The organism is uncultured Cocleimonas sp. (genome assembly GCF_947495625.1).
In the GTDB taxonomy this organism is placed as follows: domain Bacteria; phylum Pseudomonadota; class Gammaproteobacteria; order Thiotrichales; family Thiotrichaceae; genus Cocleimonas.
The window spans coordinates 52,866-68,297 of sequence record NZ_CANLZW010000018.1 but is presented as its reverse complement, the minus strand read 5'-3'; the positions used below and the strand labels follow the sequence as shown (position 1 = coordinate 68,297).

10 protein-coding genes and 1 tRNA gene are annotated in these 15,432 nt (G+C 37.1%); 8 read left to right on the top strand and 3 right to left on the bottom strand.

Going from position 1 to position 15,432, the window contains the following annotated elements; translation table 11 throughout:
- The first annotated feature begins 18 nt into the window (after positions 1-18).
- Positions 19-462, top strand: coding sequence for a hypothetical protein (locus Q1A31_RS11495; protein WP_299876472.1), 444 nt, complete (start codon positions 19-21; stop codon positions 460-462).
- 5 nt (positions 463-467) lie between these two features.
- Here Q1A31_RS11495 and Q1A31_RS11490 read toward each other — a convergent pair whose 3' ends face one another.
- Positions 468-2,720 (bottom strand): GGDEF domain-containing phosphodiesterase, encoded by a 2,253-nt coding sequence (locus Q1A31_RS11490; RefSeq protein ID WP_299876470.1) that lies wholly within the window; start codon positions 2,718-2,720, stop codon positions 468-470.
- A 250-nt stretch (positions 2,721-2,970) separates the two neighbouring features.
- Positions 2,971-5,241 (bottom strand): hypothetical protein, encoded by a 2,271-nt coding sequence (locus Q1A31_RS11485; RefSeq protein ID WP_299876468.1) that lies wholly within the window; start codon positions 5,239-5,241, stop codon positions 2,971-2,973.
- Between the two features lie 130 nt (positions 5,242-5,371).
- Here Q1A31_RS11485 and htpG point away from each other — a divergent pair, with 130 nt between their 5' ends.
- From htpG to Q1A31_RS11455, 6 genes are all read left to right on the top strand, one after another.
- Positions 5,372-7,264 (top strand): molecular chaperone HtpG, encoded by a 1,893-nt coding sequence (gene htpG, locus Q1A31_RS11480; protein WP_299876466.1) that lies wholly within the window; start codon positions 5,372-5,374, stop codon positions 7,262-7,264.
- A gap of 360 nt (positions 7,265-7,624) precedes the next feature.
- Positions 7,625-8,146 carry a type IV pilus modification protein PilV gene (pilV, locus tag Q1A31_RS11475; RefSeq protein ID WP_299876464.1) on the top strand — a complete coding sequence of 174 codons (522 nt, stop codon included), beginning with the start codon at positions 7,625-7,627 and terminating at the stop codon, positions 8,144-8,146.
- Positions 8,147-8,164: 18 nt separating this feature from the next.
- Positions 8,165-9,148: a PilW family protein gene (locus Q1A31_RS11470; RefSeq protein WP_366943012.1), complete on the top strand. Its 984-nt coding sequence runs from the start codon at positions 8,165-8,167 to the stop codon at positions 9,146-9,148.
- A complete protein-coding gene (locus tag Q1A31_RS11465) occupies positions 9,145-9,636 on the top strand; it encodes a pilus assembly PilX N-terminal domain-containing protein (RefSeq protein WP_299876460.1) in 492 nt (163 codons plus the stop codon). The genes Q1A31_RS11470 and Q1A31_RS11465 overlap by 4 nt, the downstream gene beginning before the upstream one ends.
- Positions 9,637-9,690: 54 nt before the next feature.
- Positions 9,691-13,182 (top strand): PilC/PilY family type IV pilus protein, encoded by a 3,492-nt coding sequence (locus Q1A31_RS11460; protein ID WP_299876458.1) that lies wholly within the window; start codon positions 9,691-9,693, stop codon positions 13,180-13,182.
- 36 nt (positions 13,183-13,218) lie between these two features.
- Positions 13,219-13,677: a DUF4124 domain-containing protein gene (locus tag Q1A31_RS11455; protein ID WP_299876456.1), complete on the top strand. Its 459-nt coding sequence runs from the start codon at positions 13,219-13,221 to the stop codon at positions 13,675-13,677.
- 235 nt (positions 13,678-13,912) lie between these two features.
- Here the strand turns inward: Q1A31_RS11455 and Q1A31_RS11450 are convergent, their stop codons facing one another.
- The gene (locus Q1A31_RS11450) at positions 13,913-14,992 is read right to left on the bottom strand and encodes a mechanosensitive ion channel family protein (protein ID WP_299876454.1); all 1,080 of its coding nucleotides are present in this window, start codon (positions 14,990-14,992) and stop codon (positions 13,913-13,915) included.
- 251 nt (positions 14,993-15,243) lie between these two features.
- Between Q1A31_RS11450 and Q1A31_RS11445 the strand changes: the two genes are divergently transcribed.
- Positions 15,244-15,320: transfer RNA gene (locus tag Q1A31_RS11445), tRNA-Val, on the top strand.
- Positions 15,321-15,432 lie beyond the last annotated feature (112 nt).

Below are 15,432 nucleotides of genomic sequence, written 5' to 3'. Positions count from 1 at the left end.
AGAAAACATATAACATTTATGGACGCAGAAATTTTATTTCTTATGATGGAAAAGGATGAGTCTGAATTTTTGGCCCATGCTAATGACTATTGCGATTCTATCGATATAAAAGAGGTCACTTCAGAGTTACATATAGGCGACTGTAAACTACTGTTTACCCATTCTGTTTTAGACAATGAAACCTTGTTTTGTGGCAAGTTAGAAATCAGGCTAGGGCGCGAAGAATACAACTGCACAGATCATGCAAAAGCGATGTCAGTCTTTAGAAAATTAAGAAATTATATTAAGAAAGGCTATTGGAGCCGTTTGGCATACAATCATCAAAACAAAAAAGGAAAATTAACGCCATCCAGAAATCACTGGCTTGGGCCTGAAGCTAAAAAGTGGAAAGATACAGATTCTTCAAATCACATTTTAAAGTTATCAAAAACAAGCTGGATGGAATTTGATATTGGTTTTTAGCGTGCTTAAAACTCTGCGACAATACTAGAGGCATTTAGAGAAAACTTGGTGGCTGTAATCGCTCTTACCGGCTTAGAAAATAGATAACCCTGTACTGAATCTGCGCCTAAACTTCTGACAAGATTTAATTGCTCCATAGTTTCAACACCTTCTACAACGGATTTTACTCCTAGACGTTTTACCAAAGTAAGAGCCGATTCTAGAATCGCTTTGTTTCCATCGCTGGCGCTGAGTAATAAGCTTCTATCTATCTTTACACTATCTACAGGTAGAATAGATAAACGACCCAACGAGGAATAGCCTGTACCAAAGTCATCAATAGAAATGGAGAAACCACTCTCTTTTAACAGATTTATTGCAGGAATTAAATGGTCGGTAGGAATATCTCCGTCTTCTGTCACTTCAATACAAAAACGCTCGGTAGGCAGATTTGCATTGTGGAATGAGCTGATTAATTCGTTCAAAGTGTCAGCATTATTAAGCATGTATGGTGGCACATTGACGTTGATATCAACATTCGGTAGCTTTTCAAAGTTCTCTGCAACCATGTTAATGCAGACCTTTGTTAGCCCTGTTAATAAACCATAAGATTTGGCTTGATCAAGGAATTGACTTGGAAGTAAAAGCCCATGTTCTTCAGAATGAACCCGAATAAGTAATTCGACAGCTTTAAGTGAGCCATCGTTTAAATTGTAAATAGGCTGGAAATGAATGGGTAGATAATTTTCATCTATTGAACGTTGTAATATTTCTCTGAGTTCAAGTCTTGGCATGTTGTAGTCAACAGTAAGTTTATTTTCTCTCTCCTCATAAAGAGTAAAATCTTTGTGTAACTCCCTCGCTTTTTTCAAGGCAAGTTCAGATTGTCTAACTAATTTTTCAGGTTCAATCGGTTTTTTGCTATGACTTGCACCAAAGGTTAAAGGTACAGCTACTTTACGACCAGAAACCGTATCCCATACACCTAACTCTTGTTGAAGCCTTTCGTAAGTATTATATATTTGCTCATAAGGGGTCTGATATACAGCTAAAAAGCTATCACTACCGATGCGAGCAACAAATAAAACATCATTCAGGTTTTTTAATCTTTCGGCCAGACTGATAAGTACATTATCGCCAAATTTTCTCTCATACATGTCATTGATAGATTTGAAATCCTCAATGTTCAGAGTGAAAACTAACATGTTTTCCTTATCATCTATTAAATGACGGATACCTAAGTAATTAGGCAGATTAGTCATAGAATCGGTGAATGCAATGGATTTTAATTTTTTGCGTTGTTTTTCGTAATTACGTAGTAAAACAGAGATTCTCAAAATAACAATTAAACTCAAGATAGTACCTATTACAGCTACTAATGATGGTTCGATAGGTGAGAAGTTGAACCTCCATCTATATATCACCCCTACAGGAGTCACGAGTAAGGCAAGAATTGAAGCGGACCATAAAAACTTTAATCCTAGGATCTTTGACTTTTTTTGATCAAATTTATATTTATAATCTTCAGTGTAAATATGTAGGAAAGCGAGTAAACCTGCCAGTTTGTAACCAAACCATTCAATATTGTTTATTAATTCACTGTCACCAAAGAATTGAATGCTGTTAAACGCATTGACTAGCAAGTAAGTCGATAGAGTTAATATCAAAACTGCAGCGATAAGATCCTTGATTTTAAAAGTAATTAGAAGCTTTAGATTTACAAGGAGTAAACCCATAAATATTGCTACTAAAAGTAAATGAGAAAATTGGAGCTGCTGATGAAAGTTTAATTCTTCAAGTCCATATTTAAGTAGATTAGGCGAGAGAAAAAACAAAAACCAAATGGCAGAAAATAAACATAGAATATAATCAATGGTAAAGCCATTGATACGATAATTAGTTTCTATGCGTATGAGTAAACTAAAGCTAAAAATACCTAAAATGGCTATTCCAATATCTTTAATCCATTCATTACCTATTAAAGATGAATCCAAACCCAGATATAGCAATGAGGATATTACGTCTTCAGAAACTAGAATTAAAATTGCGACAATGAGAATACCCCATGGGTATATAGGTTTTTTCTCAATGAAAATTGCGGAAATAAGAGGAATGGCAGTTAAAACGGCTAAAATAATATTAAACGTATGCCTGATTTCTAAGTCGTTAGTAAAGAAAGCCACAAATATAGCAGTAACAAAAAGCCCAAAAGCGTACAGCTGCCAAAATATTGGCAGTCCCGCTTCTTTCATTTCATTAGATATTTGAGTAATTCTCATTTATAAGTTTTAAGAGCTTTTAAGCTTCATTATTTTTATAATTATTTGGTATTTCAACTGCTTGCAGTCGTATAAAATATATTGCAAAAGCTTTTTATGGCTTAGGTTAAGAGTAACGAACTTATATTCTAATTATAATTATTTTGGGTTAATAAAATATTTATTTCCTTTTATACAAGAGAGTTTAAATCAATAAAGTAATTATGTTCAATAAATCTGACGAGTTGCACTTTTATTATTAACTTTTTTATCAAAATTGTTTTTGTATTTCTTCTTTTATCTTGTCTCTTATGATTCTTTTTAGTTCTTTAGTGTCATTTTTTTGTGAGTTTCTGTTGGTGGGAGTAGGGTTGTTAGCCGCAATTGTAAATGTTTGAACGGTTGTTTCTCCAGACGCAACTCTTACAACTTCACTGCCACTCAGGCCTCTGTAACTAACACTGACAGTGTGTCTTCTTGGTGCCAATTCAAACTCTCCGGTAGAAACTCCATTTGCTCTGGCAACTATTCGACCTCTCATGTCTTTAACAATGAGATTGCCTTTTAGAGGTCGTCCGGCTTCATCAATAATTCTGCTTCTTAAAAGTCCTTTACGAACACCAAAGTCACTAGTTCTAAAAATTAAACGTGTATTTTGGTTTTCTCTGATAACTACATTTTGTCTACGACGATTATTTTGATAAATCGCTGTGACAACATACTCACCCGTATCTAATTTAAAATTGCCTGATTTAACACTTGTTAGCTCTACTATTTTTTTACCGGCTTTTGTCGCTACTATAAAATGAGTATTTAAATTCTGATTTGATCCATTTTGGTTATTTCCAGGTTGCATTAATACATTTAAAAAGCCACTAGGAATAACGCCGTTGTTTATAGGTTTAGCTGGTTTCTGAGGCGCAAGTACGGCTGTTTTTTCTGGAGTAGATGACGCCACAGTATCCATCAAAAAGGTTTCGCTTAAATTTTGATTGGCAGAAACACGAATCGTTTTAACGTTGTTTCTTCTGTTATTTGATCTAACTGTAACTTTATATACGCCTGGTGCTAGCTGAAAAGTTCCAGAATCTACATAGACTTTTTTATCCAGATGTTTGCCAGCGGGGGTTTGAATATAAATATTAGATTTAATGGGTCTATTATCTGAGGCGTTTCTTGCCAATATGGTGATATTAGAATTCTGAATTGGAGTTTGTTCAGCCTGAGTTTCGACGGTAGTTTGAATATTCTCCTGATTAGAATCTTGCTGAGGCTCTACCGCTTTGATAGTGACATTATCAGTGATCTGGGTACCATTCTCGTTTGAAGGATCTACTGTAACAGGCTCAATAGAAGCAGTATTGTTTGAAGTGTCAGGAGTATTAACGACGACTTGAGGTGCATCAAAACGGAAAATTTCACTCAGACCTTTTCCTGCAATGACTCTAATATTTTTATTAGATTGCCCGGTAGGGCCAACCACCCGAATTTTATAATTACCCTGAGCTAGTGATATTTCAGTCTTGGTTACAGATTTTAATTCCTGAACTAAGTTTCCTTGTGCATCAGAAATAACAATATCTGCATTCACTGGTGTACTTGAGCGAGTATCAAAAACTCTTATTAATACGCGTCCTTGTGCTGCAGCTTCTTGCAGCTTAAATGTTTCCTTGGTTGATTCTCCTGCTTCTACAATGACTGTGCGGAAATCACTGATACTTCCACTTCTTACGGTTACTTTATAACTGCCAGCATCAAGTTTAAACAGGCTGTTGGTAACATTATTTCTGGAGGCTACGGTTTCACCGTTATCCTTTTGAACGATAAAGTTTGATCTTACTGCCTTATTTCCAGCGTTTGTTGAAATAGCAGAAACTTGTAATATTCCTATGGTAAGTGGTGGTTCTAGTTCGAAAACTTGAGCGATCTTTGAATCGGCGGTAATCGTTAGTTGTTGAGTTTTTTCTACCGTTGGAATCGGTCTTCCAGACTGATTAGGTGCGGGTGTTAAAGTCGCTGTGATTTTGTATTCACCAATAGGTAGCTTATAGGTAGCTGTGTTTACATTACTTGTTTTAGCAACTTCAGCATTTTCTTTGTCTAAAATAACAAATGCAGCGTTAAGCTTTTCTCTATTTTCCGGATTGACAGAACTTACCGTTAACATTCCGTATTGTACTTCTGCGGGCTCTTCTGGTTCTTTCTCTCCTTCTAAAACAGGTTTGTCTGCATCGTTCGTGGAATTTGCAGACTCTTCAAGATTTGTATTTGTTGGATCAGAAGTGAGTTGGTCAGATTGCTCTAAATTATTATTGGTATTGTTATTTGAATTTTCTGTATCTGTTGAGTTTTGCGGATTAATGCTGATAGATGGCGCTGCTATATTCGAAGAGTTCCCTGATGTTGAATTATCAACATTGGAGGTATTATCAGTGGATTTGTTTTTATCTAATAAACTCATTGTTCCTACTATGGCTAGTATTAGAACGATGCCAATCATGATGCCTTTTAATAACTGAGACATTCCACCAGAGCTACTCATAAACAATCCTGTTTAAGTCATTTTTTAAAGAGCAAATAATACAACATTTCGCTTGAAAAGTTATCAAATGACCATACATTTTTTGTCATCATTTATTAGAACTACCACAGGATAAATTAGGAAATTAACAATGGCTGAAACTAAAGCAAAAAAAGAGAACATGGAATTCCAGACAGAAGTAAATCAATTACTTCATTTAATGATTCATTCTCTCTATTCAAATAAAGAAATCTTTGTACGTGAACTGATATCTAATGCTTCAGATGCATGCGATAAATTACGTTTTGAAGCAATTTCGGATGATTCGTTATACGAAGGTGATCCGGAATTACGCATTGAAGTAAATTTTGATGAAGAAGCGAATACTGTCACTATCCGTGATAACGGTATCGGTATGACACGCGAAGATGTTATTAACAACATCGGTACCATCGCAAAATCTGGAACAAAAGAGTTTTTGTCAAAACTCTCTGGTGATGCGGCAAAAGATTCAAATCTGATTGGACAGTTTGGTGTAGGTTTCTACTCCTCATTTATTGTTGCGGATAAAGTAACCTTAACCACTAGAAAAGCAGGGGATAAATCTGATAAAGCAGTCGTATGGGAATCAAACGGTGAGAATGGCTTTACATTAGAAGATACAACTAAAGACACTCACGGAACGGAAATCGTTTTACACCTTAAAGAAGAAGAAAAAGAGTTTGCCAACGATTATCGCTTACGTTCAATAATTTCAACGTATTCAGATCACATTCCTTTACCTGTAAAAATGCTTAAGCGTGATGAAGAAGGCAAGCTTACTGAAGAATGGGAAGTCGTAAATAAAGCAAATGCACTTTGGACAGAATCTAAAAGCAATCTTAAAGATGAAGATTACCAGGAATTCTATAAGCATATCGCTCATGACTGGGAAAACCCTTTAGCGTGGAGCCATAACAACGTAGAAGGAAAGTTAGAGTATAAATCACTACTTTATATTCCTTCTAAAGCACCCTTCGATCTTTGGGAGCCAGAGCAAAAGAACGGTATCAAGCTTTATGTTCAACGTGTCTTCGTTATGGATGACACTAAAAACTTAATGCCTCATTACCTACGATTTGTTCGTGGTGTTATCGATTCTAATGATTTACCGTTGAATGTTTCTCGAGAGATCTTGCAAAGCAATCATGTTGTAGAGTCTATGCGGAAAGCGTCTGTGAAGAAGGTTCTCGGCTTGCTAGAGAAAATGGCGAAGAACGATAAGGAAGATTATCAAAAATTCTGGAATGAATTCGGACGTGCTTTAAAAGAAGGTCCGGGTGAAGACATGGCAAACAAGGAACAAATTGCCAAGTTATTACGTTTCTCATCAACGAATACGGATTCAGAAGAACAAACAGTCACCTTAGAAGACTATGTTTCTCGCATGAAAGAAGAGCAGGAAGAAATCTACTACATTACAGCAGAAACCTTCGCCTCTGCTAAAAACAGCCCTCATCTCGAAGTATTCCGTAAAAAAGAGATCGAAGTTTTATTACTAAGTGACCGCGTTGATGAATGGTTAGTCAATGGTTTACAAGAGTTTGATGGCAAGAAACTTCAATCAGTTGCTAAAGGCGAGCTTGATTTAAGTAAGTTCGATACTGAAGAAGACAAAAAAGAGCAGGAAGAAACGGATAAGAAAGCTGACGGTATTATCAAGCATCTAAAAGAAGTGCTTGGAGAGCAAGTTGAAGATGTAAGAGTCTCTCATCGCCTAACTTCTTCTCCATCATGTATCGTATTAAACGAACAAGACATGGCGTTATACATGCAAACGCTTATGAAGCAGGCGGGTCATGATATGCCTTCTAATAAGCCTGTGTTGGAAATTAATCCAACTCATCCACTGATTGAGCGCATGGAAGCAGAAACCGATGATGAGCAATTTGCTGATTGGGCTGCGATTTTATTCGATCAGGCGCTTTTAGCAGAAGGCGCACAGCTTGAAGATCCAGCAGGGTTTGTTAGTAAGCTGAATAAGTTGATGCTAAAGATGTCTTAGTTTTAACTTTATAATCGATTTTAAATCGTTGTTTGAAGGCGCAGAGTTAAATCTGCGCCTTTTTTTATTGTGGAAAGACACCCCCCCACTTTAAGGCCATTTTTTCAAAGAACAATTATAATGGGATGCATACCATTCTTGTTTCTTAGCTCTCTTTTTAAGACCACTTATCTGATAGTTTCTGATAAGTGTTGATGTTTACCCGAATATTGGTAATCTTGAGGGTATAAATAAAAATAATTGGTTAGTTTGTTTGGAGTAAATACTCATTATATATCAGTAGTATGAATGTAATGCCTGAAAGGCAACCCAAAAAAATTTGTTACTCAATATATTAAAAATAATAGAAAGTAATATTAAATGCATACAGTAAATAAAAAACAGCAAGGATTTTCAATGATTGAGGTGTTAGTCAGCCTTATTGTCATTGGTGTTGGCATGCTTGGACTGAGTGGATTACAGATCGCATCTATGAAAGGCACTAACAATGCACACTCAAGAAATGTTGCGAGCATGTTGATTATGGGGCTCGGAGATAAAATGCGCGCTAATCCAACAGGGGCCGATGGTGGCTTCTATGATAACGATGTCAACTGTACAAAAAATGAAACACAGTGCAGAACGAATACTTTTTGCTCCCCAGAGAAAATAGCACGATTAGATGTACAAGAAATTATGTGTGGTATTTATAAATCTGGAAAAAGAGAAGGCGGTGTTCAAAATTTAATTCCTGGCGGTGTATTAAGCATTACCTGTCCAGATGGTTGTAACGTTGGCAATGCAGAACACACTGTAAGTATTAGTTGGAGTGGCAATGCTGTCCACCAAGATCAATCAGGCGATGACCTTGAATACTCGGTTGAATCGATCATTATTCCCTGATACTAAAAATAAACAGTTATGAATGGCAACAAAAAAATGTATAAAAAACAAAAAAAATCAAATATTTATCAACAATCAGGCCTGTCATTGATCGAGCTCATGATTTCTATGGTGGTTGGTTTGTTTTTGTTAGCAGGAGTGGTAACTAACTTTACGAGTACCAAAAATGCAGATGTAAAGCGTGATGCGGTCAGCGAAATGGATGCTAATGCAGCAGTGGCTTTTGGTATATTAAGGCAGGCTATCACTCATGCTGGTTATACATCTATTGAAAATGTTCAGTTAAAAGATAATAAACCTTTCTTTACGACGTCAGATGGTAATTTAACAAATCCGACGTGCAGTAATGGAAGTCTGAGGGATGTTAATCCACCTGCACCTAATCGAAGAACTAGAGATTCAGCAACAAGGGATTTTTTGTCTGTCATGTATCTGGCTGATAATCCGTGTAAAGCGGGCCTTAATAGCTGTCCAGATGTAGCAGACATAAACCCAAATGCATTAATTTATACCGATTGCACAGGTGGTGGATCTACTAGAGATGCACGCACAGTAGCGTGTAGTACTGATCCAGTAAAAGGCATTAGAGATAATAAGAGAGATGCCTTGATTTATAACTCATTTTATTTAATTAAAAACATCTCAAGTCCAAATAACAGGGTTTTTTATTGTGAGGGAAGCAGAGGAGGATCTCAACCAATTGTAGAAAATGTAGAAGCCATTCAGTACCTCTATGGAGTGATGGCCGATACAGGTAACAAGGTTTATAGAACGGCCAATCAGGTGGAAGCTGATGATCAATGGGCTTTAGTAACCAGTGTGCAAGTTGGCTTGTTATTACGTTCCTCACGTCAAAATGTTTTGGATTCTCCAAGCACCAAAAAAGAATATTTCTTACTTAAAACTAAGGTCACCGTTGCGGATGCTGATTTAAGGCGTTTATTCCGCGTTTATACAACCACAATCAACCTTGAGAATAGAAATTCTGGAGCATTATTATGAGTTTTAATCGTAAATACACTTTATCGCGAAGACAAAGAGGAGCTACTTTATTTACCTCGTTAGTTTTTCTTGCGTTGATGACAATAGTGAGTGTGTCTGCATCCAAAATTTCCATGATGGATGTCTTGATTTCAGGAAACAACGAACAGAGTATGAGAGTTTTTCAAACAACAGCAAATGACTTAAAGAAATTAACAACCCCGGTAAATTTCTATGAAGCATACATTGTCAATGAACACGGTGCTCCCTGGACTCATGAACTCCCTAGTGAGCCCACCAAAGAACAAAAAATCACAAGCCGAAATAAGGAGTACTACTGTGGAGGTTTTAATGGTTTGGCGGTGAGTTTGGGCTCGGATACTTCACCGTGTTTTTTATTTGATTTCAATGTAAATGGCAAGTTGCCTAATTCAAGTATTCGAGACGCACATTTTCGCGGAGCTGGAAAGGAATTTCCAAATACTTCTAGAAACAGCAGTTTAAATTAATATTTACCTTTATAAATAATGATAAAAATAATTCATCCTCAAAGGATCGGAACTATGAAAAATCTAACGAATAACTTAAAAACAACACTTAAAACCTTTCTTGCCTTATCTATAGTGGCATCAGGGGTTGGCGTATATGCTGATGATACAGAGGTGTTTTATTCAGTTAATGTATCAAAGCCTAACTTGCTCTTTGTGTTAGATAATTCTGGTAGTATGAATTCTAATTTACCTGGAGGTACTCAGTCAAAACTGTCTATTTTGCAGCAAGCTGTTCAGCAAGTTTTATTAGATGCTCCTGATAATGTAAATATAGGTCTTATGCGTTTTGGCCCTGGTATGAATGGCTCAGAATGGACTACTTCAAATGAGGGGAATAGAACACATGGAGTTTCGGGGGTATCATTTCCATTAAGGGACATAAATTCTAAAGCTCGGGATGTTATTCCAACCACTGGTGATGTTTATGGTTTAGGTGTATACCCCACCGCAGATGAACAAGTCAGAAACTACGCTTCACGGGTAGTTAATAATTGGACTGCCAGTGGTGGTACACCTCTAGTAGGAGCCTTGTACGAAGCGGCTCTATATTTTCGTGGTGAGGAAATGAGGTACGGTTATGATTCGCCAACCGGGGCTACAGGAGTGGGGGCGCATCCAACGACTTATTCAGGGTCTATTATTACTAATAATGTTTCTACATCTACAAGAGATTATTCACAGGCCCCTAAATACACCTCACCTATAAATAGTAGCTGTCAGGCTAATTATATTGTGATGATGTCTGATGGTCAGCCTACTTATTATTATGATGGTAGCGCGAATACTCAAGGAGCTGCTTGGTCAGAAAGTCGAGGCCCATTTGCGCAAATCATGCAGGGCAATTCGGGTTTTGGTAATCTAGCCTTAAATATTTCGGATTGTACAGATACTCCCAGTACATTTGCCGCAGGTAAATGTGGCCCAGAATTAACTCAATATATTGCGACTAATGATAATGTACCAGACCCAACAGGCAGTTTTCCAGAAGGAAAGTATGGGAATCAGATTATTGAAACGTTTACAATTGGTTTCGGAACAGGTGCAGGTACCAATACAGAGTCTTATTTAAAGAGTCTTGCCACATATGATGATGAGAACTCCGGTACCAATGATGATGGTTATTTCTTAGCCTCAAGTCCTACTGAGCTAGCTGCGGCTTTTAAGAAAATTCTTGAAGAAGTAGTAGAACCTAAAGGTACGTTAGCCTCGCCAGGGTACAGTGTAAATGTTAAGAACGGCCTAGAGCACGAAAAAGATATTTATATTCCTGTGTTTGATCGTAAGAACACATCACGCTGGTCTGGTAACTTGAAGAAGTTTAAAATTGTAGATGTCGATGGAAGGCGTTTAATTCGTGGTAAAAACAATCAAAATGCAACAGATGAGTTAGGGGGGTTCACTGCAAGTGCCCTGGATTACTGGTCAGATAGTCCAAATTCAGATCCAGATGGAAAAGCCGTTGAAAAAGGTGGTCTGGCAAATAAATTAACGGATCCTGCTGCAAGAAAAATTTACTCGAATCTGACCGGTGATACAAATATTGCTCTAAGTGTTGGTAATGATAATAAGTTAGACATGTCAGTAAACCCCAATATTTCAAATGCTGATCTGGGTTTGTCTTCTTCATCAAACCTTGCGTATCGTACTCAAATCGTTAACTTTATGCGTGGTTGGGATCAAGGGCTTTATAATGCCTCATCTTCTTCGCCTGGTACTCCGCGTCTCCATATGGGCGACATGCTACATTCAGAGCCCTTGGTCGTAACGTATGAGAAAGGCTCATCTTCTGGAAGCGGCAAGCAGCAATATATATTTGCTGGAACTAATGAAGGATATCTTCACGCTTTTGACACTGAGACTGGAGAAGAGAAATTCGCATTTATTCCCGCTGAATTATTAAAAACACTTTCAGAGCCGCAGTTCCTAAACACAGGTAATCAAGATGATCATAAATATGGTGTTGATGGATCTTTAACTTACTGGTTTAAAGGTGGAGATGACGGTTCTGTTAATAGTGGTGATCAGATAATAGTATATTTCGGGCTTCGAAGAGGTGGTTCATCCTACTATGCGCTAGATGTTACTGATATAGATAATCCAGTGCTTTTGTGGAAAAGGTCATATGACTCTAGCATAGTTGGAAATAAATCAATGGGGCAATCTTGGTCTGTACCGTACCTTGATAAAGTTGGAGTGACTGGTTCTACTTGTATTGACGGCAGTCTGAACTGCCAGGAAGTAGTTATTGTTAGTGGTGGTTATGACGAGGATGAAGATAGAGATAGTGGTGAGCGTACTTTTTGTGCCAACGAAAATTCTATATGTAATATACCTACAGGTAAGTCAGTTACTGTTTGGTACGGAGCAAATGATACTTGGGTATCAAGAGAAAACGTAACCGGCGATATTGCTTGTAGAAATAGTGTATTTGGTGATCCTCTTGTTGGTGTCTTCAAAACATGTGAAATTGAGGAGGATGATGGAGGTTATAATTCAACAATGGAAGTGACAGCAGATGTAGGAAATGACATACAAATTTATAATGCTGATAATGGTGATTTAATTTGGTCTATGCCTGATTCAATGAGGTCGCAGATTCAAAGTAGTATTCCTGGTGGTGTTCGAGTTCTTGATACGAATTATAATGGTTTAATAGATCGTATGTATTTTGCAGATACAGGTGGTAACGTATGGCGATTGGATCTAAGTGAAACATTGAGTTCATCTGATAATTCTTCTGTTTTAACTAAACTAGCATCCTTAGGCGGGTCAGGTAGTAATTCACGTAAATTCTATAATGAGCCAGATGCCGCAAAGATGATATTGAACGGTAAAACGGTCTTTGCAATTTCTATAGGTAGTGGTTTTAGAGCTGGTCCATTAGATAAGGCTATCTCAGATAATTTCTTCGTATTAATCGATGAATCTCCTTACACTGCTTACACGGATGTAAACCCTAAAGCGACTTCGGCGATAGTAACAAGTGACTTGGCAACGTTAAATGTTAGTCTTACAGGTTCATCACAGGTAGATTCTATTAAAGATGCCAATAAAAGAGGTTGGGTTGTTAACTTTGCTGATGCTGGAGAAAAAGTGTTGGGTGGTGCTTTAACCGTTGATGGTGGAGTTATTTTCACTACATTAGTACCTGAAGTAATAACTAATAACAGTTTAATAGATCAATGTGCAGCACCTGCAACTCAATCTAGGTTATATGCGATAGATTTACTAACAGGTGGAGCAATTCTTGATTTGAATGGTGATGGTGTAGTTACAGCTGACGATATTGGCGAATTACAGGGTACAGAGATTCTTAACAAAGTTCAGATTGTCTATAACCCGCCAGTAATAACTGAAGAAACGAGTGATGATGGTGAGCCTACTGGCGATAAATCATGTACTCACCCAGTTGATATTCGTGCAGGTAAGAAGCTGTCTCAATCATCAGGGTATGATGCATGTCGTTTAGAGTCTGTTTATTGGAGTGATCCTCAAGCAGAATAGAAAGTTTTAAGTCTAATATAAGGAGAGGCTCTGAATATGAAATATAAATACAAAATGTTAGCTACTGTTTTAGTATTAAGTGCGCAAGCTATACTTTTTACTAAAACGGCTGATGCTGCAATATTTAAATGTGTAAATGAACAAGGGGCAACTTTCTATAATGATAAACCTTGCCCTAAAGAGAATGTTGAAACAAAGATGAAAGCAGTTAAAGCACCTAAAGACCCATATATTCCTCAGGATATTAAAACTGTAAATATAAATAACGATGTGAATGCAAATGGAGTTTTTGTCGGTGTAAGTTCAAAAGAAGGAGAACTAAATAAGAAACCAAAGGGCAGTAAGTTGTCCCATTATGTTGGTGAACAAGAAAAAGCTACAATTTCAAAACCTGAGTCAGGAACTAACATTGACGTATCGAATTCAAAAAATAAAAACAGTAATAGTTCTCAACCTTCTCTAAAGTCAACGGAGCCTCCTGGAATTATTGAGTAATATAAGGGAGGAATTCCCTTTCTTTGTATGATTGAATATTATTGAGAAAGCGTTCTCTTATCTCGCTTCTGTTTATATAAGAGTATCTTTAGTTGTTTGATTGAAACATGCTTATTAATAGTTTTATCTTCAAACTATATTAATTTATTTATGTCTAAGTTTTTGATCACTCCCATTAAATAAAGTAAAAGAATTCATTTTTGTTTGACTAAATTTATTATGCAAAAGTAATTTTTTATTGGTGGGGTAGTTCCTTAATATATAAATCCTGTTTCGCATAAGGTATTTCAATATTTTCTTCATTGAATCTTTTGTAAACGGCACTATTCAACTTGTGTAAGGTTCGGCCCCTTAATTCTGGGTTTTCTATCCAGCAAAGAAGCTCAAAGTCGAGACTGGATGCGCCAAATGTACGAAAGCGTACTCGAGGTTCGGGTGACTTGGTAACCAAAGGCTCATTCTCTGCAATTCGCATCAAGATATCATCTACCTGGTCGATATCAGTGCCATAAGCCACGCCAACTTTTACTTCTATCCTGAATTTTGGATGTGGTCCGCCACTTTGATTGGTGACTTTACTATTGCCCATAATTGAATTTGGTACAGTTACCTCCACATCTCCACGAGTTATCAAGCGAGTGCTGCGCAATCCAATATGCGTAACTTTACCTCGTTGGTTGCCATCTAAAACAATATAATCACCAATTTTATAAGGTGTATCTGCGAGGATAAATACGCCAGAAAAAAGGTTGGCAAGTGTATCTTTGGCTGCAAAACCTACAGCGATACCGACGATACCCGCAGAAGCTAACCAAGCTGTCATATCGACTCCCCATATTTGGAAAATGATATAAACAGCAACTGCGACAATTAATAGTTTTGATACGTTATCAAATAACGGAAGTGTCTGAGGTTGGATGAGCCTTACGTTATTATTGCCAGCACCCCAAGCCAATTGTTGCAGAATAATTTTGGATACTCTCACCAAAGCAATCATCCAGATAATGACACCTAGAGTTTTAAATCCGAAGATTAAATAATCGGTGAGTTTATCAGTCAGAGGCATTCGATTAACGCCAGCAGAAAAGCCAGTCATCAATAGTGAATAGTAAATAGGGGGTCTGGCTATGGCGAGTAAACGATCATCGAGAAAAGATTTTGTTTTACTGGTTAAGAATTTTAATATGCGGAAGATAAACCAGGAAATAATTGATGCAAAAAGAAAAGTCGCACACATAATGGCAATACCTTGAGGCCAGGGTTCACCATCAAAGTAAGCCAGTAAAGGGGCAAGATACTGTTCAAAGTTTTCCATTGTGTTTCTCGGCAACTCAAATAATTTCGCAACTGTAGCAGATAGTGTTGTAAATAGAAAAACACACCCCCCTACTTATAGGCACTTTTTTATAAGCTATTTTTCATAGTAAATAAATACCACCGTTTGATTTAGAAAGCTTGTGAATCATTTTTAATAACGATAAAATCCCCACCTTGCTTTTTTAGTAGCAAACTTAAATCCTTCTAAGAAGTGCAAATTTTCTTGGGGATAGTTACTAAAAACTTTGCAGGCGCGTAGCTCAGTTGGTTAGAGCATCGTCATGACATGGCGAGGGTCCTCGGTTCGAGTCCGAGCGTGCCTACCAAGCACTAATATCTAGATGTTTAAAAATATCCTAAGAATCAATAATAACAATGGTTTAGCTAGTATTTAAGCATCTAGGTATTCATTTAAGTTTGCTGGTATTAAATTTTAAA